Source organism: Pectinatus sottacetonis (genome assembly GCF_015732155.1).
Classification (GTDB): domain Bacteria; phylum Bacillota; class Negativicutes; order Selenomonadales; family Selenomonadaceae; genus Pectinatus; species Pectinatus sottacetonis.
Map to the genome: position 1 here is coordinate 536,423 of NZ_WIQK01000001.1, position 24,749 is coordinate 561,171.

General features: G+C 33.7%; 23 protein-coding genes. 17 read left to right on the forward strand and 6 right to left on the reverse strand.

What is annotated here, in order from left to right:
• Window positions 1–36: 36 nt before the first annotated feature.
• Window positions 37–822: a YdcF family protein gene (locus tag I6760_RS02485; RefSeq protein ID WP_196592939.1), complete on the forward strand. Its 786-nt coding sequence runs from the start codon at window positions 37–39 to the stop codon at window positions 820–822.
• 84 nt (window positions 823–906) lie between these two features.
• On the opposite strand, the gene I6760_RS02490 is transcribed toward I6760_RS02485, so the two are convergent.
• The 3 genes from I6760_RS02490 to I6760_RS02500 form a co-directional block, all read right to left on the reverse strand.
• On the reverse strand, window positions 907–1,248 hold the full coding sequence (locus tag I6760_RS02490; RefSeq protein ID WP_196592940.1) for a transposase: 342 nt from the start codon (window positions 1,246–1,248) through the stop codon (window positions 907–909).
• Between the two features lie 102 nt (window positions 1,249–1,350).
• Window positions 1,351–2,076, reverse strand: a complete 726-nt coding sequence (locus I6760_RS02495; RefSeq protein WP_196592941.1) for a flavodoxin family protein — start codon at window positions 2,074–2,076, stop codon at window positions 1,351–1,353.
• Window position 2,077: 1 nt separating this feature from the next.
• Window positions 2,078–2,638 (reverse strand): PadR family transcriptional regulator, encoded by a 561-nt coding sequence (locus I6760_RS02500; RefSeq protein WP_196592942.1) that lies wholly within the window; start codon window positions 2,636–2,638, stop codon window positions 2,078–2,080.
• Window positions 2,639–2,831: 193 nt separating this feature from the next.
• Here I6760_RS02500 and I6760_RS02505 point away from each other — a divergent pair, with 193 nt between their 5' ends.
• Entirely contained in the window at window positions 2,832–3,425 is a 594-nt protein-coding gene (locus I6760_RS02505; protein WP_196592943.1) for a hypothetical protein, read from the forward strand.
• A 31-nt stretch (window positions 3,426–3,456) separates the two neighbouring features.
• Window positions 3,457–4,521, forward strand: coding sequence for a 16S rRNA (cytosine(1402)-N(4))-methyltransferase RsmH (gene rsmH / locus I6760_RS02510; RefSeq protein WP_196592944.1), 1,065 nt, complete (start codon window positions 3,457–3,459; stop codon window positions 4,519–4,521).
• A 161-nt stretch (window positions 4,522–4,682) separates the two neighbouring features.
• Here the strand turns inward: rsmH and I6760_RS02515 are convergent, their stop codons facing one another.
• Window positions 4,683–5,792 carry a hypothetical protein gene (locus I6760_RS02515; RefSeq protein ID WP_196592945.1) on the reverse strand — a complete coding sequence of 370 codons (1,110 nt, stop codon included), beginning with the start codon at window positions 5,790–5,792 and terminating at the stop codon, window positions 4,683–4,685.
• A 444-nt stretch (window positions 5,793–6,236) separates the two neighbouring features.
• Between I6760_RS02515 and I6760_RS02520 the strand changes: the two genes are divergently transcribed.
• Both I6760_RS02520 and I6760_RS02525 read left to right on the forward strand, forming a co-directional pair.
• Window positions 6,237–7,103, forward strand: coding sequence for a Cof-type HAD-IIB family hydrolase (locus I6760_RS02520; protein WP_196592946.1), 867 nt, complete (start codon window positions 6,237–6,239; stop codon window positions 7,101–7,103).
• Window positions 7,104–7,380: 277 nt separating this feature from the next.
• Window positions 7,381–8,235: a formate/nitrite transporter family protein gene (locus tag I6760_RS02525; RefSeq protein WP_196592947.1), complete on the forward strand. Its 855-nt coding sequence runs from the start codon at window positions 7,381–7,383 to the stop codon at window positions 8,233–8,235.
• Between the two features lie 90 nt (window positions 8,236–8,325).
• Here I6760_RS02525 and I6760_RS02530 read toward each other — a convergent pair whose 3' ends face one another.
• The gene (locus I6760_RS02530) at window positions 8,326–9,210 is read right to left on the reverse strand and encodes a LysR family transcriptional regulator (protein WP_196592948.1); all 885 of its coding nucleotides are present in this window, start codon (window positions 9,208–9,210) and stop codon (window positions 8,326–8,328) included.
• A 468-nt stretch (window positions 9,211–9,678) separates the two neighbouring features.
• Here I6760_RS02530 and alsS point away from each other — a divergent pair, with 468 nt between their 5' ends.
• The 7 genes from alsS to I6760_RS02565 all read left to right on the forward strand — a co-directional run bounded on the left by alsS (window position 9,679) and on the right by I6760_RS02565 (window position 17,260).
• On the forward strand, window positions 9,679–11,385 hold the full coding sequence (gene alsS / locus I6760_RS02535) for an acetolactate synthase AlsS (protein WP_196592949.1): 1,707 nt from the start codon (window positions 9,679–9,681) through the stop codon (window positions 11,383–11,385).
• A 43-nt stretch (window positions 11,386–11,428) separates the two neighbouring features.
• Entirely contained in the window at window positions 11,429–12,154 is a 726-nt protein-coding gene (budA, locus tag I6760_RS02540; protein ID WP_196592950.1) for an acetolactate decarboxylase, read from the forward strand.
• A 253-nt stretch (window positions 12,155–12,407) separates the two neighbouring features.
• Complete coding sequence (locus tag I6760_RS02545; protein ID WP_196592951.1) at window positions 12,408–13,178, forward strand: SDR family NAD(P)-dependent oxidoreductase; 771 nt, start codon at window positions 12,408–12,410, stop codon at window positions 13,176–13,178.
• A 125-nt stretch (window positions 13,179–13,303) separates the two neighbouring features.
• Window positions 13,304–15,085 (forward strand): sensor domain-containing diguanylate cyclase, encoded by a 1,782-nt coding sequence (locus tag I6760_RS02550; RefSeq protein WP_196592952.1) that lies wholly within the window; start codon window positions 13,304–13,306, stop codon window positions 15,083–15,085.
• Window positions 15,086–15,355: 270 nt separating this feature from the next.
• Window positions 15,356–15,979, forward strand: coding sequence for a plasmid pRiA4b ORF-3 family protein (locus I6760_RS02555; RefSeq protein WP_196592953.1), 624 nt, complete (start codon window positions 15,356–15,358; stop codon window positions 15,977–15,979).
• A gap of 17 nt (window positions 15,980–15,996) precedes the next feature.
• The gene (locus I6760_RS02560; protein ID WP_196592954.1) at window positions 15,997–16,683 is read left to right on the forward strand and encodes a DNA alkylation repair protein; all 687 of its coding nucleotides are present in this window, start codon (window positions 15,997–15,999) and stop codon (window positions 16,681–16,683) included.
• Between the two features lie 184 nt (window positions 16,684–16,867).
• Window positions 16,868–17,260 carry an arsenate reductase ArsC gene (locus tag I6760_RS02565; RefSeq protein WP_196592955.1) on the forward strand — a complete coding sequence of 131 codons (393 nt, stop codon included), beginning with the start codon at window positions 16,868–16,870 and terminating at the stop codon, window positions 17,258–17,260.
• A 132-nt stretch (window positions 17,261–17,392) separates the two neighbouring features.
• On the opposite strand, the gene I6760_RS02570 is transcribed toward I6760_RS02565, so the two are convergent.
• Window positions 17,393–17,743, reverse strand: coding sequence for a helix-turn-helix domain-containing protein (locus tag I6760_RS02570; protein ID WP_196592956.1), 351 nt, complete (start codon window positions 17,741–17,743; stop codon window positions 17,393–17,395).
• A 167-nt stretch (window positions 17,744–17,910) separates the two neighbouring features.
• Here I6760_RS02570 and I6760_RS02575 point away from each other — a divergent pair, with 167 nt between their 5' ends.
• From I6760_RS02575 to I6760_RS02595, 5 genes are all read left to right on the forward strand, one after another.
• Window positions 17,911–18,138, forward strand: a complete 228-nt coding sequence (locus I6760_RS02575) for a helix-turn-helix transcriptional regulator (RefSeq protein ID WP_196592957.1) — start codon at window positions 17,911–17,913, stop codon at window positions 18,136–18,138.
• A 237-nt stretch (window positions 18,139–18,375) separates the two neighbouring features.
• On the forward strand, window positions 18,376–19,518 hold the full coding sequence (locus I6760_RS02580; protein ID WP_196592958.1) for a glycerate kinase family protein: 1,143 nt from the start codon (window positions 18,376–18,378) through the stop codon (window positions 19,516–19,518).
• Between the two features lie 283 nt (window positions 19,519–19,801).
• Complete coding sequence (locus I6760_RS02585; protein ID WP_196592959.1) at window positions 19,802–21,688, forward strand: glutamine synthetase; 1,887 nt, start codon at window positions 19,802–19,804, stop codon at window positions 21,686–21,688.
• A 196-nt stretch (window positions 21,689–21,884) separates the two neighbouring features.
• Window positions 21,885–23,747, forward strand: coding sequence for a glucose PTS transporter subunit IIA (locus I6760_RS02590; protein ID WP_196592960.1), 1,863 nt, complete (start codon window positions 21,885–21,887; stop codon window positions 23,745–23,747).
• Between the two features lie 11 nt (window positions 23,748–23,758).
• On the forward strand, window positions 23,759–24,724 hold the full coding sequence (locus I6760_RS02595) for a LacI family DNA-binding transcriptional regulator (protein WP_196592961.1): 966 nt from the start codon (window positions 23,759–23,761) through the stop codon (window positions 24,722–24,724).
• The last annotated feature ends 25 nt before the right edge of the window (window positions 24,725–24,749 follow it).

The window sequence follows — 24,749 nt, forward strand, 5'->3', positions numbered from 1 at the left end:
CCGCCCTGCTATAAAATTAATCTAATAGGAGGCATTATGAAAGAAATTATAAAAAATATCAATTTACTGGGCCAATTCTGCGGCGAACGTAATTTAAAAGCTTTAACTGCATCTGAATTAAATGATAAATACGGTTTACTGCAAGCTGATATAATGGTTCTTTTTGGCGGCAGCATTATATCAGGCGGTGACATAATGGCGGCCGCCATAAAAAATAAAATTGCCAAGAAATACATCATTGTCGGTGGTGCCGGCCATACAACAAATAATTTGCGCCATCAGGCAGAGATAGTCTGCCCTGGTATACAAACAGCAGAGCTATCGGAAGCCGAAATCTTTACGTTATATTTAAAATATAAATATAACGTAACACCCGATTTATTAGAATGCAGATCAACAAATTGTGGTAATAATATAACTTACCTATTGTCATTACTCCAAACCCACAAAATCCCGTTTAATAATATGATCATTACACAGGATGCTACTATGCAAAAACGCATGGAAGCGGGTCTTAGAAAATATTTAAAAACCGATATAACCATTATCAATTTTGCTGCTTATACAGCAAATATCACTATAAAAAACGGCCAGCCTGCTTTTGAACACAATATTCCTGGTATGTGGTCCATAGAACAATATATTACCTTATTGATGGGCGAAATTCCCCGACTATCTGATAACAAAACAGGTTATGGTCCAAGGGGAAAAAACTATATTGCCCATGTAGATATCCCATTGGAAGTAGCCACCGCTTTTACTCAATTAAAAAAAACATATGGCTCTATGATCAGAAAAGCAAATCCATTATACTCATCGTGACAAGATAAAAAACAGGGACAAGAATATTTAAAATTCTGCCCCTGTTTTTTATTAAACAGCCATTTACAAAATACTTTTTGGCATCTATATAAAGAAATGACACAATAATGTTTCACTTCCATGCGGCATAGTAAAATATAGTTTTTGGTAGTCTATTGTTTTATCTATGTCGCTGAAAACCTTCGGCCATAAATTATACTTTTTACTTTTCACAAAAAAGTCATATGCTGTTTCCCAGTCACCATATTCAGCAGGCATTTCCCGCCACGGTAAATTACTACTGGCAACCCATACAATACCGCTTACAATTCTGTAGACATCTCTAGAATTACTGAATTCATTTGTTGTCAGCTCCGTAGGAAAATATTTACTTATCTTACGCCATTTTGCTTTTGTTAATTTATAAATCTTCTTAGAACTATTCACTTCTATCCTCCCGAATATCTATGTAATTACAATACATTTTCATTTCGGAAAGTTTTACGCATAAAAGCCACCTTCTTTTAAATCAAAAAATCATTATTACTTTTAATTTATCTTGGCAAGCATATCGTCAAAAAATTTATTGGCATGTTTTATATAAACTTCATCGGGTATAAATTTCTTTGATAATTTCTGCTTTGTTTCCTCAGAAATTTCTCCTCTGGTTACAGCTTCTTCCCCTGCTTTTGCCATATTTTTAAAATAGCGGTATAGTATAGGTTTTAACATGAATGTATGGTTCTGTAATAGGCTCCCCTGTGAAGTATAAAATTCTCCCAAAATTTCAGCTTTCATATTTAAAGCTGCCCTTTTTATCCAAAGTGAAACTGCCTGAAAATGAGACCGTTCCGGAAAACCACAATTAGACATAAAAATAAGCTTTGGTGCCTTATAGTTCGCTCTCTTAAAATGACGGCACTCGCCATTATTATCTTTGTTAAAATGAGGGTCAGCATTCATTACCCGGCGATCTATAAAATCTTTCATTAGTCCCGTTATATTATCAACATAAAGTGGGGATGCCAGTAATAAAATATCCGCATCAGCACACACAGCATTTATTTCTTCCATATCATCTTTTATGATACATTTTCCTGGTGTCTTAAACCAGCAGTTAAAACAACCCCGGCAATGTCCAATCTTTTTTTCAGCTAAAAATATATGTGTCACCTGGGCACCAGCTTTTTCTGCCCCAGCTGAAAAAGCTTTCACCATTTGGTGGGTATTTCCTTTTTCTCCTCTGGGACTGCCGTTAATAGTTAGAATTTTCATATTATTTTTCTCCTTTTTTTCCTAATATATATTCTTTTATTTTGTTTAGACAATCTTCTGCCCACAAAATATCAGCTTCAGCAGATTTAATACCACGCTGTAAAGTCATATTCCCAAATAAATATAATTTATCATCACATTTTCCTTTGATACATTCTTCTATATCACTATATCCTTTTAATTCATTTTGCTTGTCCTTGATAAATCGTTTAAATTCATATTTCAATTGTTCCATTTCCATATTTTCAGCAAAAAATATCTTTGTCAATAATTCACTTTTAATAGTTTCTTCTGGTCTATTGGAAAAATCCCGGATCCACTGTATAAATTCTTCTTTTCCCGAAGAAGTTATAGAATAAATTTTTTTATCAGGTTTTCCTGACTGGGGTTCAATTATAAATGATACCCAATGTTTTTTTTCCATCTTATTAAGTTCTCTATAGATCTGGCTTATATGTGCATTCCAAAAAAATATAATTGATGACTCAAATTTCTGCTTGAGCTGATAACCAGTCATCGATTTACGCATCAACATTCCCAGTAGAGCATAATGTAAAGACATAATATAAGTTTCTCCTTAAAGTGTAATCAAATTATTTATATATTATCATATTTATATATGCAAAGTCAAATATAAATATGATAATATATAAAAGTTTATTTTTTTTTATTTGCAAATAACATAAATAGTATTAGAATAGTATTATATAATGAGATTATTATTATAAATAAATCTAAAAATCAAGGAGATACTTATGAATGAATTGTCCCTTTTTAAAGTAGATAATGCTATTGGCGGCAATCAAGACTGGTTTACAGACTATTGGATGAAACTCGGCGGCTGCGGTGCAGTAACAGCCTGCGATATTTGTATATACTTTGCCATGTTTTTTCAAAAAAAAATTTTATATCCTTATAACACAGACAATATCACTCAAAAAGATTATATACATTTCTCCAACATAATGAAGCCATATTTATCACCACGTATCCGCGGTATAGATACTTTAGAAATATTTATCAATGGCTTTAAAGAATATCTTCACGATAACCACGAAGAAAATATAAAATTTCAAGGCATTTACGCTAATTGCCCTTTGGAAAAATATAAAGCATTGGTGCGTCAGCAGATTGATAAAAAAATGCCTGTTCCGTATTTAAATCTCAAGCATAAGAACCCTGTTCTCAGTGATTATGTATGGCATTGGTTCTGGCTGGCCGGTTACAAAGAACTGGGGAATATACTCATGGTAAAAGCAGTAAGCTACGGTAATTACCGCTGGTTGTCTTTAGATCAACTCTGGGACACAGGCTACACAAAAAAAGGCGGTATTATCTTGATAGGGTAGTTACCATAAAATATATCAAAGGAAGTTTACAATGACTGACATAATAAATTCTAATGACTCTCTCCCACATAAACGACGCATAAGATATAAAGGAAAATATCCACGCCAGTTTAAGGAAAAATACAAGGAACTTCATCCTGAAAAATACTCCGGCATAGTGGAAAAAGTTATCAATAAGGGCAGTACACCAGCAGGTATGCATATTCCTATAATGGTAAACGAAATATTGGATTTCTTACAAATACATCCTGGAATGATTGGCTTGGATGCTACACTTGGCTACGGCGGACATACACTGCAAATGTTAAAAAAGCTTAATCACCATGGACATATTTATGCCTGCGATGTTGATCCGCTAGAATCAGAAAAAACAAAAAAACGTCTGTACAAAGAAGGATTTGACGAAAATACACTGACTGTTAAATTAATGAATTTTTCATGTATAGATGAGCTTTCCCAATCAGCTGGACTATTTGATTTTGTCCTTGCTGATCTAGGCGTATCTTCTATGCAGATAGATAATCCTGATAGAGGTTTCTCTTATAAAAATGACGGCCCCCTTGATCTGCGATTAAATCCCCAGACAGGAATTTCTGCCGCTGAACGCCTGCAAGACATTACACAACCTGAACTTGAAGGAATGCTCATTGATAATGCCGATGAACCATTTGCCTATGAAATATCCCAAGTCATAACTGAAGATATCCGACAAAATCAAGTTATAGATACAACTAAAAAATTACATAATGAAATAAAAAAAGCTTTGGCTCATCTGCCTTATAAAGACAGAGAACTTGCCATAAAAAAAGCAAGTGCGCGAACTTTTCAGGCTTTACGCATTGACGTAAATCATGAATATGAGGCATTATATGATTTTTTGGCAAAACTTCCCCATGTATTAAAACCAAAAGGACGAGTTGCCATTTTAACTTTTCATTCCGGTGAAGACAGATTAGTAAAAAAAGCTTTTAAAGAATTCTATCATCGTGGAATCTACAACCAAATTGCTAAAGATGTACTCCGCCCGTCTAAAGAAGAATGTATTCGTAACAGTCGCGCCCATTCTACAAAAATGCGCTGGGCCATAAAAGCCTGATATCCAGACCAACATCTAGCAGGAGGAGCCATTTACTTTGCAAGATTTTATCAGCTGAAATTTATACCCAAACAATATATTTCACTAAATAAACATAATTTATAATAGTAACATACAAAATTACTTTATTATTTTTTTACTCTGCAAAAAATAATATATACCTATATTTTATCCTTGCTGACTAATTCAATGATCTTATCGACAAGTAATCTATCGTCTGATTTATATTCTTCTAATATTGGAGATATTTTGTCCAAAGTAAGTTCTGGATCAATCGTCGTTATCTTACTTTGTAACCACTGTGGACTCTTTTCATATCCATTACCCCGTAATGAAATACGATCTTCATATTCTTTTTTAAGTGCTACAGCGACTCTCGTTTTATCGACATATGTTAAATCATTTGACTTAAATACCGCCAGTATTGCCGCGCGAATAACAGCATCACCTGCAGTTTTATCAGTTATGCCTTTTTCAATTGCCATATCAAGCAGTCCATCATATTCGTCAAAATAACGAAAATCATCACGGTGCAGTGCAGCCTCTATGCTGAACAGCATATAATCATATCCTGTAAGCGGCTTAGCCGATGCTGCATCATCACCAAACTGCAACTGTGAATTTTTTACGAACAATTTTTTTGTAGCAAAATTATTTGCATCCGTCCCAATAATTACAAAATAGCCATTTGATAATGATACTCCTCCCAAGCTATCCGTCCCAGAATAAGTATTGTGAAATACCAAACGAACATCCTTATCCCCACCATCAAGCAGATCCTGAATGGCCCGAACTGTACTATCCACCACTTTTAATGTAGTAGATAGTTGTCCAATTGTCAGCAAACTGGAAATACCATTAGCAAGGTTCAGAAAAGATTGCAAATAATCTTTTCTGCAATAGGATAGTAATGCAGCACTTATAGATACAGTACCACCGCGATAGGGTACTAAATTAGTCAGAGGATAATTAAGCTCCACCCCTTTTCCCAATGAATTTTCACTGAGGCTTAACGATAACGGTCCCGCAACATTAGGTAACTGTTGTGCAGCATTAGAACCAAATTGCAATTCTACAACAGAAGAAACAACAGGAACATAGGTACGAAATAGTTTACGATCATCTTTCAGAAACATCTCTGCCAGACGCAAGCGAAAATATTGCTGTCCTTCTTTAAATTCAATTTTTTCCACATCAGAAGGAACTGACGTAAAAACGTAATGCTTAGATTCTCTTACGAACAAACTAGTAAACCAATCGATTAAACTCATATATATCCCTCTCTTTCACCATAACAATTCTATCCATTGTTATTTTGGAAATAAAGCTAACTTGCCTTTAACCGTTTCATATTAGAATAACCAAAACCAGTCATCAGGTTTAAGTTTATTTGCAATTTCTGTTGTACCAATTATAATTTAAAACTAATTTTTATAAAGAAATTCCCCGTTCATCGAACACTTTTTTTGCTGTAAACACTGCATTAAGAACTTTAGGAAATCCTGTATATGGTATACATTGCAAAAAAGTTTCAATTATTTTTGATCTCACAAAGATAAATCTTGCAATTTCTATATTTGTGATAAATAATTATATTTGTGAATATATCAATGAATTGCAAATATAATGTCAATATAATCATTATAGCATTTCATTTTATTATATAAAATAACATCTTACACCCGTCGAAACATTAATATAAGGAGTTTTTAAATATGATAAAGCTCATAGCTGCTGATATGGATGGCACTTTAATAAACAGAAAACATATTCTTTCTCCAGAAAATTGTGCTATGATCCATGCTGCACAAAAACATGGCATTCGTTTTGTAGTAGCCACCGGACGATTCTATAAGGAAGTACATACTATTCTCAGTAAGTATAATATTTCGTGTGAATGCATAACCATGAACGGTGCCGAATACTATAACAAAGATGGGCAATGTATCAATGGTATTTATTTTTCTAAGGAAAAAGCCAGAGAAATCCTTGATTTTATGAAAGCGGATGGTAAATTTGCTATTGAAATGTATACAAATAGAGGTTGCTATACCGCTGATTCGCGCTTGAAGTTTTTTTTCGGTTTTATGAAACGGGCACATGTCTATCATGCTGATTACAGTTTATTGCAAAGGATTTTTTATACTCTCTGCAATACTCATTTTCATCAAATACACTATATAAAAGATATGAATGACTTAATAATGCAGAATATTAATATAGCAAAATTTATCAGCTACAGTGATAATCCTTTGTCTATCCATAACTTAAAAGAAAAACTCAAAATTATTGACGATATTGCTGTTTCTGGCAGTTTTACAACTAATGTAGAAATTAATGAAAAAACAGCAACCAAAGGAAATATTCTTCACAAAATTGCAGAACAGGATAATATCCAGGAAAATGAAGTCATGGTTATTGGTGACGGACTCAACGATTTGAGTATGTTTCAAGAGTTTCCTACCAATTCTGCTGCTATGGGAAATGCTGCTCCCGAAGTAAAAAATATTGCATCATTTATAACAACAGATTGTGATCACTCTGGCGTAGCAAAGGCAATCAACAATGTTCTTACCTGTTGACAATTTGTGATTGTACTGTTATATTGCAGAATATATAGTATTACAATTTCTGTAACGTTAGTATTGCATAAACTTTACATGCGGTATCCTATAATATAAAGCTTTCAGTACATAATTATTAATTTCCGATTATCTTGTATATTACTAATATATATCAAAATATATTATACTAACAATACTCTTTCTAAACACTATGCTGCAGTTACATAATCGGAACAATTTATCTATAAGCGAGGTGAGAACAGCTAACATCCGACAGAGATGTTCTGCTGTAAATATGGCTAAAAATATTATAAAAATCAAGGGACAGGAAAATCCCCATATACAAATGCAGCTTTCATGTCAGGAACAAGTTGTGCTTGAAGAACATGAACGTTTATCCCCACATTTATTATTTGAAATTATCCGCCGCGATGGCGATGAAGAACTGGCAAGACCAACAAAATCATTAGTCTATTCCGGTTTTGCTGCTGGTATCGTAATTTCTTTTTCTTTTTTGTTCAAAGCTGTTTTAACTATGTATCTTCCCCATGCTCCATGGAGTAACTTAATAACCAGTATTGGCTATACAGCAGGTTTTATTATTGTTATCCTAGGCCGCATGCAGCTTTTTACAGAAAATACTATCACAACAGTTATTCCTCTTTTCAAGGATTTTTCTGGCAGAAAAATTGTGCAAATACTTAGGCTATGGGGATTAGTATTCTTGTCAAACCTCTTAGGAACATTACTCGCTGCCTTATTTTTATCCAGTCCTGCTTTCATATCACCGGAACTTACGGCATCGCTTCATTCTATTGCCCTGCATGTTGTTCATATGGCTCCAATGCAAAATATAGTCCAGGGGATACCTGCTGGTATTCTAATTGCTGCTATTGTTTGGATGATGCCTATGTCCCAAAGCTTTAGCTTTTTCCTAATTTTATTTTTCACTTATTTTATTTCTCTCGGCGGATTTGCTCATGTTGTAGTCGGCTCATGTGAATTAGCCTATGAAGTATTGCATGGTGGTGCCAATTTATATGATTATTTTTTCCGGTTCCTCATTCCTACAGGAATAGGTAATATAATTGGAGGAACCATCGTATTTACCCTGCTGGTTTATGCTCAGGTAAGCAGAGAACTTAAATAGAATTATCTTGACCGTATGATATACATCCCGCAGCCACTGCATATTATATATATTGCGTACAACAAATTTTTTATCAACAAAACCATTTTACTATTGATGTTTAGTAAAAAAATTACGTAGTTTTTCAATAAGTTCCAATGATGCCGCCGACATATGGCGGCCTTTTTTATAGACAATTCCAATAGTTCGCTCGATGCTGGTATTTTTGAAAGGAACTGCTTTAATACTGCGCCGGCTGCACATGCTTTGTATATACAGATGTGGCAATACACTGATTCCTATGTTTTGTTCAACCATTTCCCGCAAGTCATCCATTTGACTTAATTCCAGAATGGGTGTAAAAGTACAACCTTTTTTTTGGCATATTTGATCAAAAATCTGCCGTATAATAAAATTTTCCGACATTAATATCAAGGAAGTATCTCCCAATCGTTCAAAATCTATGCTTTTTTCCTTGGCAAAAGGATGATTTTTTGCCACCATCGCTACCATTTTTTCCTGATATAAAGGAATACTTTCCAATTCCCGATCAGCTAATGGCAAAAAAACCACACCAAAATCCAATTCGTTCTGGAGTAATTTATAACGAATCTGTTCTGTAGATAATTGCTCCAGTTCTATATGAATTTTGGGATATTGTTTATGAAAAGCTATCACTGTTTCCATCGCCAGATAAGTACCTAAGCAGGCAACTTTTATCTGACCGCGTTCCAGACCATTGAGCTGGCTTATTTCTGCAAGGGCCTGTTCAACGGTATCAAAAATGCGCATACTATGGCGGAACAATATTTCGCCTGCCGGTGTAAGCAAAACTTTTTTTCCTACCCGGTCAAAAAGCTGCGCGCCTATTTCCTGTTCCAATACGTGTATCTGCTGACTCAGGGTAGGCTGTGCTATATTAAGACTTTCTGCTGCTTTAGTAAAATGCAGATATTTGCAAACTGCAACAAAATATTGTAAGTGCCTTATTTCCATTTATCTTACTCCTGTGTAATCTAATAATATATTAATACTTCTTTGTATATAAGTATATCACTATAATAGTTTATATCTATCATAATAATCGAAAAATGTTAATTGAACAATCATTTTCTACATGTTATATTATATTTATAGAAAAGGTAAAAATCAATTAATAATATTTATAGTTACTTTTCTAAATTTAAGCTGTTTTTTAAGTTTTCTCTGGCCGGAGAAATTTATTCTTAGTCCGCAACACCAAGATATTTCACCATAAGTGATATATTTGTTTTTTTATAAATCAATTCATATTACATTTATAATATATCTATCCAGTACCTGACTTGTTTTTGATCCTTCATTATCACTTTATAGACAATTTCATGGATATTATTGATTTATTAAAAATAGTTTCTTTTAATTGTATCATTTATAGAAATTTTACTATATAAATAACAGGCGATTGCAAAAGAGGGAGATTTTATGAAACCGTTAACTTTAGAATTACAAAAGAAAAAAGCAAATAAAATAAACATTTTGACTGGAGCTGAACTTGTCGTAGACAGTTTAGAAAAACAAGGCGTAAAATATATATTTGGCATCCCCGGAGCAAAAATTGATAAAGTCTTTGATGTTCTGCAAGATCATGGACCTGAGCTTATTGTGTGCCGTCATGAACAAAATGCTGCATTTATGGCTGCTATGGTTGGCCGTCTAACTTGTAAACCGGGTGTTTGTCTTGTAACATCAGGTCCCGGGGCAACTAATTTAGCCACGGGGATTGCTACTGCAAATGTTGAAAATGATCCAATTGTTGCTATTGTTGGCAATGTAAGCCGCGATGATAAATTAAAAAAAACGCATCAAGCTTTAGATAATGTAGCCGTTTTTAGACCCATAACTAAGTTTAGTGCCGAAGTTATTGATGCTAATACTATTCCTGAAGTTATGACAAATGCTTTCCGGTCAGCACAATCTTCTAAGCAAGGTGCCGCTGTCGTAAGCTTTCCCCAGGATGTATTATCCGATACGGTATCAGTAAAACCTCTTAATCCGCTGTCAAACACTGAATTAGGGACTGCTTCAATCAGTTCCATTGAAAAAGCTGTCGATTCTTTGAAACATGCTAAAATGCCTGTAATTCTGGCTGGTATTCGTGCCAGCAGGTTTTCTGTAGTAAACGCAGTAAGAACTTTACTGCGAAAATGCAGTATTCCTGTTGTCGAAACATTTCAGGCATCCGGACTAATTTCACGTGATTTAGAAAAAAACTTTCTCGGACGCGTCGGTTTATTCCGTAACCAGCCAGGTGACCATGTACTGGAAAAAGCCGATGTACTACTTACTATAGGCTATGACCCAGTAGAATATGATCCTAAATTCTGGAATCAGGACAGCAACCGTACCATAATCCATCTTGATGAAAGCTCTCCTGATATAGATAACTGCTATCAGCCTGATATTGAATTAATCGGCAATATAGAATCAACTATAAATGAATTGGAAAAGCGTTTGGACAATTTATCTGCCAGTCCAGAAAATATTATATTTTTGGATGATATGCGAAAACAGCTGTCCAGCAATGACACTTTAATAAAATTACGCCATGACAATCTGGTACATCCATTAGAATTTATCCATACACTACGCAGAATGATTACTGATAACACCACTGTCACCTGTGATGTGGGTTCACATTATATTTGGATGGCACGTCATTTCCGCACTTATGAACCAAAAACACTTTTATTCAGCAATGGCATGCAGACACTAGGAGTTGCTCTTCCCTGGGCTATGGCAGCCAGCTTGGTAAATAATCGTGCTAAAACAATTTCCATTTCTGGTGACGGTGGTTTCTTATTCTCTGCTATGGAACTAGAAACAGCTGTACGCTTAAAACTGCCAATCGTCCATTTTGTTTGGAGAGATGGCTCATATAATATGGTAGCTTTTCAACAGATGATGAAATATAACCGTACTTCCGGCGTAGATTTTGGTGCTATAGACATTGTTAAGTATGCTGAAGCTTTTGGTGCCAAGGGACTGCGCGTTGATTCACCTGATAAGTTAAAATATATTATCTCAGAAGCCCTCGCTTATAAGGACGGCCCCGTAGTAGTAGATATTCCTATTGACTACAGTGATAATATTGAACTTGGTCAGAAGATGCTACCAAATCAGTTAAATTAGTTTTTACTACTATGTTTAAACAATTTTGAAAGAGGTGCTATAAATGAATGAAAAGTCCTGCTCCAAAAATTATGGAGAAATTTATCAGGTTTCAACAATGAGTGCATTATTAGACGGCGTCTATGACGGGGTGTTAACATATAATCAAATAAAGCAACATGGTGATTTCGGTATAGGTACATTTGATCATCTTGATGGTGAATTACTTGCTTTTGATGGTAAATTTTATCGTCTGCGCGGCGGTTCGGCAATTCCTTTGACAGAAAAAGACAGTACACCCTTTTGTACCGTAACTTATTTTAACCCGCAGACAAAGTATAACATTGACCAGCCTATGGGAAAGGAATCATTTGAAACACTTTTAAAAGATCTTGTTCCCAGCGAAAATCTATATTATGCGTTTCGCATCGAAGGAACTTTTAAAAAGATAAGCACCCGCACTGTAAGTTATCAGGAACATTATGTTCCTATGACACAAGCAGTAGCTGAACAGCAGTCAATTGAATTTGAAAATACTAAGGGAACTATTGTCGGATTCTGGACTCCCCCCTATGCTCAGGGTATAGCAGTTGCTGGTTATCATTTCCATTTCATTGATGCTAATCAACAAAAAGGCGGCCATGTATTTGATTATGTAATAGATTCCGCTGCTGTATTTATTGACCAAAAGTCACATATGAATTTATATACTCCGACTACAAAGGCGTTTCTTAATGCCCGGCTCTCACGTAAAAATTTAATAAAAGAAATTAATCTTACTGAAGGCTGATAAAAATATACAAATTCCTATTAAACTGCCCCCCATGAGTCGGACTTTAATTAGTCGATTTATGGGGGGCAATTTATATATTTACCATACTGAAACACAATTTATAAAATTTTTTATTCATCTTGAATATAGCAACAAAAACAGTTATATTTTGATCACAATAATACAAATTATAATTTGATAGGATTTTTGTTTTTTTTCTTGAAGTGATATAAATATATATAATTTTTTTTAAATAAAAGAGGCTTTTTTTATGAAAATCGCAATAATTACCGGTGCTTCAAGCGGTTTAGGACAAGAACTTGCCTATCTGCTTGATAAAAAGGAAACACTGGATGAAATCTGGCTTATAGCACGGTCAGAAGAAACTATGAAAAAAATGCAGTCATCCATGAAAACATCTGTGAGAGTTCTTGCTTACGACCTTACTAAAGATGTATCACTTCATATCCTTCAAAATATTATTCAAACGGAAAATCCTGCCATAAAGTTTTTTATCAACGCCGCAGGATTCGCTAAAATAGGACGATATAACAATATATCTTTAACTGCCTGTGCGGCTATGATTGACTTAAATTGCCGCAGCTCAGTACTACTTACCCAAATAGTCATTCCTTATATGCCGCCAAACAGTCATATAATGGAAGTTTGTTCCACTGCTGCCTTTCAGCCTCTGCCATATATAAATATATATGCTGCCAGTAAAACTTTTCTCTACCATTACAGCCGTGCTCTGAACAACGAGCTCCATAGTTGTAATATTTCTGTAACAGCAGTATGTCCCTATTGGATAAAAGATACCAATTTCATAAAAACTGCTGTTAAAACTCCCAATAGCAGTTATATAAAAAATTTTTACTTTGCCTCACACAAAAAAACTATTGCCAAAAAAGCGTTAAAAGATATGATAAATAACAAAGCAGTATCCACTCCTGGAATTATATGCACCCTGCACCATTTTGCTGCCAAATTTATTCCATATGAAATTATGATGTGTTTATGGAACTTCATCCGTAAATTTTAATATGATGTTTTTTCTTTTTTCTGTTAATATTTAATAATATATAATATATTTTTATAGGATTTTCTTTATTTTATGTTATTATAATCTTATTCAGCTAAATAAACATAATATGGAAGTGATTCTCTATGAAAGAAAAAAATCTAATTATTCCGTATGATACAATTAAGGAATGGCAGAAAATTTTAAATCTTGTTGTCCATATAACAAAAGTAAAAGCAGCTCTTATTATGCATTTAAACAGTGATGATTATCTCGAAGTATTTTTGCGCAGTGAAAACAAGAGCAATCCTTATACTGTCGGCAATAAAAATTATTGTCCGGATTCTGGTTTATATTGTGAAAATGTAATAAAAAATCAGAAAATGCTTTTAGTTCCCAACGCTACAAAATCAGAACTATGGAAAAATAATCCCGACATAGAACTAAACATGATATCTTACCTAGGTCTTCCTATAAGATCAGCTAATGGTGCTCCTTTCGGTACAATCTGCCTGCTTGACGATAAAGAAAACCAATTTTCGCCTGATTTTATTCAGCTTATGGAAAAAATGCGCGATCTTATTGAAAATAGCCTCGTAATAGAAGAAAAATTTTGGAATCAGCAATATCTTACAAGTAAATCGTTTTTACGCCGGGTTCTTGATAACATTCCTACAGCTATCGGACTAGGAATTTTTGCTCCCAATTATAGACTCATATATGTAAATGATTATTTTACTAAAATGTTTGGCTATGTACTCAAAGATATCAATGTTTTAGCTCATTTATTTACTTCAACCAATAGTCTTTATGACGCTAAAAATAATTTATATGCATGGAATGAATTAGTAAAAACGGCTAAACATCAGCGCGGTATATCCACTGAGCCAGCAGAATTCAAAATAAAGTGCAAAAACGGCCAAATAAAATATATATTAGTCACTACAGTAGTTCTCGAAGATATGCTTCTGACATCTTTAATAGATATTACAAAAATGAAATATTCAGAAAAAAAACTACGTATAAGTGAAAGAAGACATCGTTTGCTTGCCGATAACATTTCTGACATTATATGGACTTTAAATATAGAAAATAATAAGCTAACTTATATTAGCCCATCTATTAATAAATGTACTGGCTATACTCCTGATGAATATCTCAAACTTCCTCTGGAAAAAATGTTTACTCCCGACTCTTTTTCCCAAATAAAATCCTATTTACTAGATGTGCATAACTGCGTAAAATCCAATCTTCCTATAAACACATATCGGAGCGAACTGCAAGGAATACGTAAAGATGGCTCAAAAGGCTGGGCCGAGATAACAATAAATGGCATCTACAATAAAGAAAATAAATTGATCGAATTAGTCGGTATAACACGTGATATAACAAGCCGTAAACAGATGGAGAAAAAAATCTTTCACCTGGCTACGCACGATCCCTTGACAAATCTTCCTAATGTACGCCTGATTACTAACCATTTGCAAAAATCAATACAAAAAACAAATTGCACTAAGGGATTACTAATTGCTGCCATATTTATTGATTTAAATGGGTTTAAAAAAATTAATGATACCTATGGTCATGCCATTGGTGAGCTTGTTCTGCGCCACTCCGCAGATAAAATAAAACAATGCTTGTCTGCAAATGATATGGCTTCACGCATAGGCGGTGATGAATTTTTAATAGTAGCAGCTAATTTAACTGCTAAGAGCGATGCCGCAGAATTAGCAAAAAAAATTATTACAAATCTAACACGCCCTTTTTGCCTGCAAAAAAAATATATATCTGTGGGTGCCAGCTTAGGTATTTCTTTTTATCCCCATGACAGTAAAAATATGGAAGAACTCATAAAAATGGCTGATAAGGCTATGTATTATGTAAAAAAGACACACTGTAGTGATTATAATTTTTTCAGTAACTGCTAACAGTATTGAGTAAAATTTATTCTATCCCAAATAGGAAAATAATTTATTTTAAGCTTTTCATATTTTTTTATGTTATTAATACAAAAAATTCATATTATATGGTAAAATAATAGTGTATATATTACTCGAGAATAATATTCTCTTAGTTTATCTAATAAGATAAGCTATACAACCATTGCACAAATATTTTTTCTAGTATTTATTATCCATTATTCTACGGCAATTTATATTAATAGACTAAAATGATTTTAATCTGAGGTGTGAATGCTAATGAAAGCTTACCAAGTACGAATTAAATTGCTCGATTTTCACCATGATATCTGGCGCGAAGTAATAATTCCTGCAGATATTAATTTTAAATTACTTCATAATACTATCCAAACTTCAATGGGATGGTATAACAGCCATTTATACGAATTTAATTTACCTGATGAAAAACTACGGATAACCAATGATGAAGAAAGCTTTAGTAATTTTAAAACAGCCAGGAAAAAATATACTAAAATTTCCCCTGCTGACAATAATAACAAACTAATCTATGAATTATTAAAAACTACTATAAAACGGCCCCAGGACCTAAAAATAGAAAATTACATGGAAAAATATAAATTTCTTAATTATATTTATGATTTTGGGGACAACTGGGTTCATAGAATATTTCTCAGAGAAATATTAACTGACTATCAATATTCTTATCCCACAATTATTTCTGGAATTGGTGCATGTCCACCAGAAGATGTTGGTGGAACAGCTTGTTATGATGAGTTTCTTACTGCATGGAGCGATCCCAATCACCCTGAACATAATGATACTGTAAAATGGGGAAACACTCAGCATTATCATAGTTTCAATCAAAAAACTGCTAACAATCAATTAAAAAATTGCTTCAAATAAAATAATAAGGTATTATAATGCGAATAAAAATAAAGCAGCTTTTATATGAAAAAATTGATCCTGATTACAAAAATTTTATTTCTAAATTACTGCCTAACATTAATGATAATATTTTAGGCATACGTATTCCGTTGCTTCGTAAAACAGCCAGGAATATTATTAAAAAAAATGATTTTAGAAAATATTTAAGATCAGCTTGTAATGATTCTTTTGAGGAAATTTTATTACAAGGCCTTGTTATCGGTTATGCTGACTGTTCATTTGCAGAAAAGATTTTTTATATAAAAAGCTTTATTCCTAAAATAAACAATTGGTCTACATGTGACAGTTTCTGCACTAGCTTAAAATTTACTAAAAATCACCTAGAGGAAACATGGCAATTCCTCCAGCCTTATTTTTCCAGCGATTCTGAATTTAAAGTAAGATTTGCGCTCGTTATGCTAAAAACATATTATATAAAAACTACCTACGTTGACAAAATTTTTACTATACTAAATAATATTAACCATAATGGATATTATGTAAAAATGGCCACAGCCTGGACAATTTCAGAATGTTATATAAAACTGCCTGTCCAGACTATGCCTTTTCTACATAATAACAATCTGGACAAATTTACTTATAATAAGGCTCTGCAAAAAATTATTGAATCATATCGTATAAATAAACAGGAAAAAATATTATTAAAAAAAATGAAAAAATAATAATATTTTTACAGCTACTAATAAAAATAAAAGCCTTGTAAAAATAATCTATATAATTTAAAATATAACATATGATTGCATATATATACAATCATATGTTATATTTTATTTACATTAATTTATTTTTTAATATATTAAATATTTCTTATAACTACAATACATTTCAAATCAAGGGAGAAATAATTTGAAAAATATTGCATTTGTTTGTATTCATAACTCATGTCGTTCTCAAATAGCAGAGGCTTTCACCAGAATCATAGGTTTAGGAGTTTGCCGAGCCTATTCTGCGGGTACAGAAAAAAGAGATAATATAAATCCTGCAGCTGTAAAAATAATGAAAGAATTAGGCATAGATATGGAAATCCTACAAAAACCAAAACTACTCAATACCCTGCCTCCTATAGACATTTTGATAACAATGGGCTGTAACGTAAACTGTCCTTATATTCCTTGTCAACACCGCGAAGACTGGGGAATTGAAGACCCATCGGGCAAATCTGATGTTGAATTCCGTAAAACACGTGATTTAATAAAAAGTAAAGTAGAAATATTGGTAAATCAACTAAAAAAAGAGTAATTATTTATGCATAATATATTATATTATTTTAGTAATATATCTAAACAAATCTCCCACAGAAATAAACTGTGGGAGATTTTATAACATAAATTCTCATAAAAACATCTGTACTGCTAAAAATCATCAAAATTTTCAGTTTTTATATTCACATTTTGGCTGCCAATATACGGCTTCGATAATCTTTATAAGTCTTTGCCGTTCCTGAAATGGTATCACCCTCCCATGTATCGTATACTCATCTTCTGCAATAATTTTAGTCAACTCCTTAGTCTTGGAAAAATTCATGGCAACATCATCACAACGACCCAATAAATAATCTATTGTTACTTCAAAATAATTTGCCAATTTTTTCAGCATTTGTGGATCTGGTTGGTATCTCTCAGTTTCATAACCGGATAAGGCACCTTGTGATATGTTTAATATTTTTGCTAAGTCTTTTTGGTATAAACCTTTTTTCCTACGTAATTCTTTTAGTCTATTCAAAATTGTGCCCCCTAATAATAGGCTAACTAATATGTATTAAAAATATCATAGCAATTTTATCAATATTTTTCTATTAAGTTATTGACATATTAGATATCCTATTATATTATGATATATAATATTAGTTTAGCTAATTTATGTATCTTATTGTTTAGGAGAGGTTTATTATGAACATAAAAAAATATCGAGAAAAGCTAAAAATTACTCAGGCAAATTTAGCCAAACGAATGAATGTGACACAAGGTGCTGTAGTTCAATGGGAGGCAGGGATTTGTCTACCTCGAGCTGATAAGCTGCCTATGCTTGCTAAAATATTGAATTGTACTATTGATGAGCTTATTATTTCTAATAATCGTCCTTCTCGCAAGAAAAAACCAACAAGTAAAAAGTGCTAATATAATATTAGCAAACATAATATTATATCAGTTACTATATTTACATAAGTAGTAACTAAGCTTATAAACACTTTACTAAAATTTAACTATGATATAATATTTAAATTAAATATTTTTATCGAAATTCTATGGCGTATTGAGTATTTTATTATGTTTTATTTCATTTTTTATGATAATTGTTTTTAGCATGAGCAGAATTATTGCAAACACATTTTATCAATAACAAGGAGATTTATTATGCCGGGCAGAAAAAAATTCATAGTAATTCCTGATTCATTTAAAGGAACACTTTCTTCCTATGAAATATGTGCCATTATGAGTAAAAAAATTACTGCTTATTTTCCTTGTGCCAACATAGTGACTATCCCTATAGCTGACGGTGGTGAAGGGACAACAGACGCTTTTATAGCCGCACTGGGAGGTCAAAAAATAATAACAGAAGTAAATGGTCCTTATCAGAAAAGGATCACTTCATTTTTTGGTATTCTGCCTGACAAAACAGCTGTTATTGAAATGGCAGCAGCAGCAGGACTGCCCTTAGTAAAAGATAATCTGCATGTCGAATATGCCAGCACTTTTGGCGTAGGTCAATTAATAAAAAAAGCTGTTGACTGCGGCTGTAAAAAAATTATTCTGGGACTAGGAGGCAGCTGTACTAATGATGGAGGCTGTGGTATGGCCGCGGCTTTAGGCGGTATTTTTAAAGATATTGCTGGCAATGCTTTTCTTCCAGTCGGTAATACGTTAAAGGATATTGCCACCATAAATTTATCTTCCATAAAAAGCAATTATTCTAATATTAAATTTTATGCTATGTGCGATATTGATAACAAATTATATGGAAAAAATGGTGCAGCTTTTATCTTCGCCCCGCAAAAGGGTGCTGATGACGCAACTGTAGAATTACTCGATAAAGGACTTATGCATCTATCAAGCGTTATAAAAGCGTCCTTGGGTATGGACATAGCTGATTTAAAAGGCGGTGGAGCTGCCGGCGGTATGGGAGCCGGTGTTGCCGCATTTTTAAATGGTTCACTATCCAGTGGTATAAATACAATTCTTGATTGTGTAAATTTTGATAAAATTTGTCGCGATACTGATTTCATTTTTTCCGGTGAAGGAAAACTTGACCACCAATCACTACAAGGAAAAGTATTAGACGGAATATGCCAGCACGCCAGGCAATTTTCTGTACCAGTAATTGCCGTGGTCGGCGCAGTTGAAGGTGATATAAGTGAGATGTACAATAGAGGTATTACCGCTATTTTTAGTATAAACCAAAATCCTTTGCCTTTTTCGCAAAGTGCCCCATTAACTGCTAAAAATTTACAAATAACTATGGATAATATTCTGCGATTACTGATTTGTTCTGCAAAATAATGCTATTATATAATAAATTTATCTAAAATAGGATTTTTTTTCGTAAAAATTAATATATTTTACTTTTTTTCTTATATTCTTATGAATTTTTAATAAATACCTGTAAAATATATTATAAACTACTAGACAAAAGTACGCAGATATGCTAAGATATGAAACGTAAAGATGTTAACAAGGCAATGGAGCCATATGATTACCTGATTTCTGCATATTATCGTAGGGGTTAGTTCATTCATATGGTTTTTTTATTGCTTAATTTCTAAAATATAAAGGTGGTTTTCTTATGGACGATTTACTTTTCGTTATCCCTGCGAATTCTAAAAAAGAAGATATTCTGTGCAAATTGAAAGAACACCCTGAAATTAAATTTGTTTCATTAGTCGGTATTGACCTTGCTGGTAATGATACTGATGAAAAAATACCTATGCAGATTTTTCTGGATGATATAGACAAATTTTATGAGGGATCAGCAGTTCAGACAGATGGTTCTTCTGTAGTTTTAACTAATATTGCTACCTTAAATAATGCCAAAGTTGATATGCCAGTAGATCCATCTGTTAATTGGTTTATTGATTATAATATGGAACATTATGATGCTGAATTAGATAAACCTATTGGTACACTCCGCATCCCAGCATTTCTTATTCATGAAGGTAAGCGTGTTGATTCTCGTGCTGTTCTTACTGATACTCTTTCTTATGTCAAAAAAGAACTTCTTGGCCTATTTGCACAAAACGAAACAGTTTCTGGCCTTGAACATATTAAAAGCAGTGATGTGGAAGATATTCTCTTTACTTCTGCCACTGAACTTGAATTTTGGGTAAAAACACCATTAAGTGAAGCTGACATTTCCGAAATGAGTGCATCCCAGGTCATGCAGGAACAATATTGGCAGCGTACCCGTGGGGCAGTTCGTTCCGCGCTGGAAGAAACAATTCTAGCCATGGAAGACTACGGTTTGGAACCAGAAATGGGTCATAAAGAAGTTGGCGGCATGAAAGGACACATGGATTCATCAGGTCATATGAACCATGTTTGTGAACAAATCGAAATTGACTGGAAATTTGCTAATGCTGTACAAGCCGCAGATAATGAATTACTCGTCCGTACCATTGCTAAAGAAGTATTTCGCGCTAATGGACTTGAAGTTAACTTTAAGGCAAAACCCATGATTGGTCTGGCTGGTAATGGAGAACATACTCATATAGGTATGGCTGCTAAACTAAAAAGTGGTAAAATAATAAACTTATTCTCGCCCAAGGAAATGACAAAAGATTTCATGAGTTCCATAGGTTATGGTGCAATAATGGGACTTTTGAAAAATTATGAAGTAATCAATCCATTCGTTTCTTCTACAAATGATTCACTCAATCGTCTTAAGCCAGGATTTGAAGCACCTGTATGTATAGTTACATCACTTGGGCATGATCCTAAAATTCCTTCACGTAACCGTACTATACTAGCCGGCCTTGTTCGTGATATAAACAGCCCTATGGCTACGCGTTTTGAATTACGCGCCTGCAACCCATATACAAATACATATATCGCATTGTCAGCTATTTATTCAGCTATTTTAGATGGTGTTAAATATTCTATTACAAAAACTACCACTGAACTTGTTTCTGAACTTTCAAAAGAAGCTGGTTCATCTGCTGGTTATTTAGAAAAAGACCGCGCATATCGCAGTGAAAACGATGTATTTGAAGATTATACCCAAGAAGAGCGTGATCATCTCTTCTCTGTACCACCTGCTACTGTATGGGAAAACATGCAGGCATTGAAAAATTATCCGGAAAAACGTTCTGTTATTACTGCTAGCGGTGCTTTGCGTGACCAAATAATTGATGCTTTTGTTGCTGGCGAACTCATTCGCTGGAAAACAGAACTTATCAGTCGTATAATTCCAGAAAATCGCGCTATAGTAAGCGCATGCCAGGAAATAAAATCTAATTATGTTACTGACCAGGATTCTTATAATTGGAACAAAATTAACAGTATGCGTTGTTATCTTGCTAAAGACAGTATTGACGAAAAATCTTTATTTACCTTATTGATAAAAGCTCTGAATGAAAATGATTTTGCTACAGCTTCTGGTCTGCAGATCGAAATGTATGATAAAGTTGAAGAATTAAAAACCCTTTATGCTGCTTATAAAATGAATATGATTTAGTATTAGTAATTGTTACTAAAATATTGAGGCGAATAGAATTATTTTGCCTCAATATTTTTTTATCTAAAATTAATATAAAATAAACTACATTATTATTGCTATTTTTCTCTTTTTAATTTATAATCATTTATGGAATTGGTTCCATAAATGATTATAATATAAACAATTTTCTATTTTTAGAAAGGATTTGCACAATATGAAAAACTTATCTTTTATGCTGCCAATAAAAGGCAGTATTATTAATCTAAGTGATGTTGAAGATCCCGGATTCAGCAGTGGCTCCATGGGACCTGGTATTGCTATAAAACCACTTGAAGGCAAAGTTTACGCACCATTTGATGCAACAATAAGTGTACTTTTTGCTACTAAGCATGCTATAGGTTTGACAGGAAAGAACAATGATGCTGAACTCTTGATTCATATCGGAATTGACACGGTTAATACGAAGGGAGAAGGATTCAAAACTTACGTTAAGCAGGGAGATAACATAAAAAAGGGGGATCTTCTGCTTGAATTCGATATTGATTTATTGAAAAAGAATGGTTATGATGTGACAACACCAGTTATAATTACTAATGCTGATAAATTTTCTCATATTTCTGTAAAAGATGAGGAAAATTCTGTTATAATAAAAGATGATATTAATACTATTATTCCTTCTCCACCTAATAATATTGTATCTTCTGCAAAACATGCTGAACTTTCAGCTGACGAACGTGTTGCCGGGGAAATTCTCGCTAATATTGGTGGAAAAGAAAATATCCGGTCCGTAGAACACTGTGCAACACGTCTTAGACTAATATTAAAAGACAAAACAAAAATAAATGAAAAGGCTATAGAAAATATCGACGGCATAAAAGGACAGTTCTTTGCTGCAGCCCAATACCAGATAATTCTGGGAACCGGCTTTGTTAATAAGGTCTATGCAGTAATAATCCGCGGTTCTGACTCATTATCCCAAAGCAACAATAAAGACACTGCCTATGCTGATATGACTTTACTTCAAAAAGCTTCACGTATTTTAGGTGATATTTTTGTGCCAATAATCCCTGTACTAGTGGCTACAGGACTATTTATGGGACTACGCGGTACCCTTATCAGCCTAGGCGTTAAATTCAGTCCTCATTTTATGCTGATGTCACAAATTTTGACTGATACGGCATTTGCTTTTCTGCCAGCTCTCGTAACATGGTCGGCCATGAAAAAATTTGGTGGTACCCCAGTTATAGGTATTGTTTTAGGGCTTATGCTAGTTGCCCCGCAGCTACCGAATTCTTATTTAGTAGCTAATGGCTCCAGCCAACCATTAATGCTCAATATATTTGGAGCATCTATTCCGGTAATTGGTTATCAAGGTTCTGTACTTCCTGCATTGATATTAGGAATTTTTGCATCTAAACTGCAGCTTGGTCTGAAAAAAATCATTCCTGATGTTCTCGACCTTATTCTTACACCCTTTTTAACATTGTTTATTTCCATGATTTTAGGTATACTTATTATTGGGCCTGTGATGCACCATATTGAATTATTTATTTTTAACGCTGTACGCATGTTTCTAGAATTGCCTTATGGCATAGGTGGTTTTGTTGTAGGCGGTTTACAGCAGGTAATAGTTGTAAGCGGCGTGCATCAAATTTTTAATGCATTGGAAATAGAATTATTGAGTTCTACTGGCAAGGATATGTTCAACGCAATAATAACCGGTGCTGTAATTGCTCAGGGTGGTGCGGCTCTAGCAGTAGCCATACGTACTAAAAATCCTAAAAAGCGTTCTTTATATATTTCTTCAGTAATTCCCGCCTTTTTGGGCATTACTGAACCAGCTATTTTTGGCATAAATCTACGTTTCATCAAACCTTTTATCTGTGGTCTGGCAGGCGGAGCTTTATCTGGAATGGCTGCAAGTTGGATGCATCTTGCAGGAACAGGGATGGGTATTACAGTTATTCCTGGAACTCTTTTATATATGCACCAGCTGCCCCAATATTTATTAGTTAATGCTATAGGCCTTATAGTTGGATTTGGCCTTACTATTATATTTTTTAAACCAGAGGAATAGATTTACAAATTATGGCAAAAAAGGTAACTATCAGTGATATTGCTAAAATGGCCGGTGTTTCTAAAAGTACTGTCTCCCGCTACTTAAATAACGGTTATATAAGTGAGAAAAAGTCGGCTATTATCAGCCAGTTAATAAGAGATACTGGTTTCAAGTCAAACTTTTTTGCTTCACGCCTAAAAACAAAATACAGCCGGCTTATTGGTATTGTCCTGCCGCGTATTGATTCTTATGCTGTAGGACAAATGCTGGCCGGTATAACACAAATATTAAATGAACAATCCTATCAGGCTATTATTATAACCAGTGATCTTGATCATGAAAAAGAAATTCGTGCGATCCATCAATTTAATGAACAAGGTGTAGATGCCATCATTGTGATTTCTATTGGAATTACAGAAAAACAAATAGAAATAGTCCATCAATATTCTACACCTATAGTTTTTGCTGGACAGTATGATAAAAGATTGTCTTGTATAAAATTCAACGACAAAAAGGCCGGCAGCATCTTGGGAGAATATCTTCGGCAAAAAGGCTTTAAAACATGTGTATATCTTGGTGTTCCTGATTCCGATAAAGCTGTAGGAATTGAGCGCCGCAACGGTTTTATCAAGGCCTTTAAAAATAAAGTTATTCTTATTCACACTGATTTCAGTTTTGAACAAGCTTATGCACAGGGTGACAAAATAATGAGCTATACTCCGTCAGTTGTTGTCGGAGCAACGGATAATATTGCTTTAGGTTTTTTAAAATATCTGCATCAAAATAAAATAAACGTCCCGCAAAAAATCGCCTTAGCAGGCTTTGGCGGTTATTCCATGGGAGAAGTTTCCTCACCATCACTTACCAGTATCTTCTTTAATTTTAAAGCTCTAGGCAGAAAAATAGCTTTTTTTACATTCAAAAGACTTTCCGGAGAAACATTTTCTTCTTATTTTGAAGATGATTTCAAATTATTAATAAGAGAAAGTACATAATTATTCTGTTATCTGACTAAAAAAC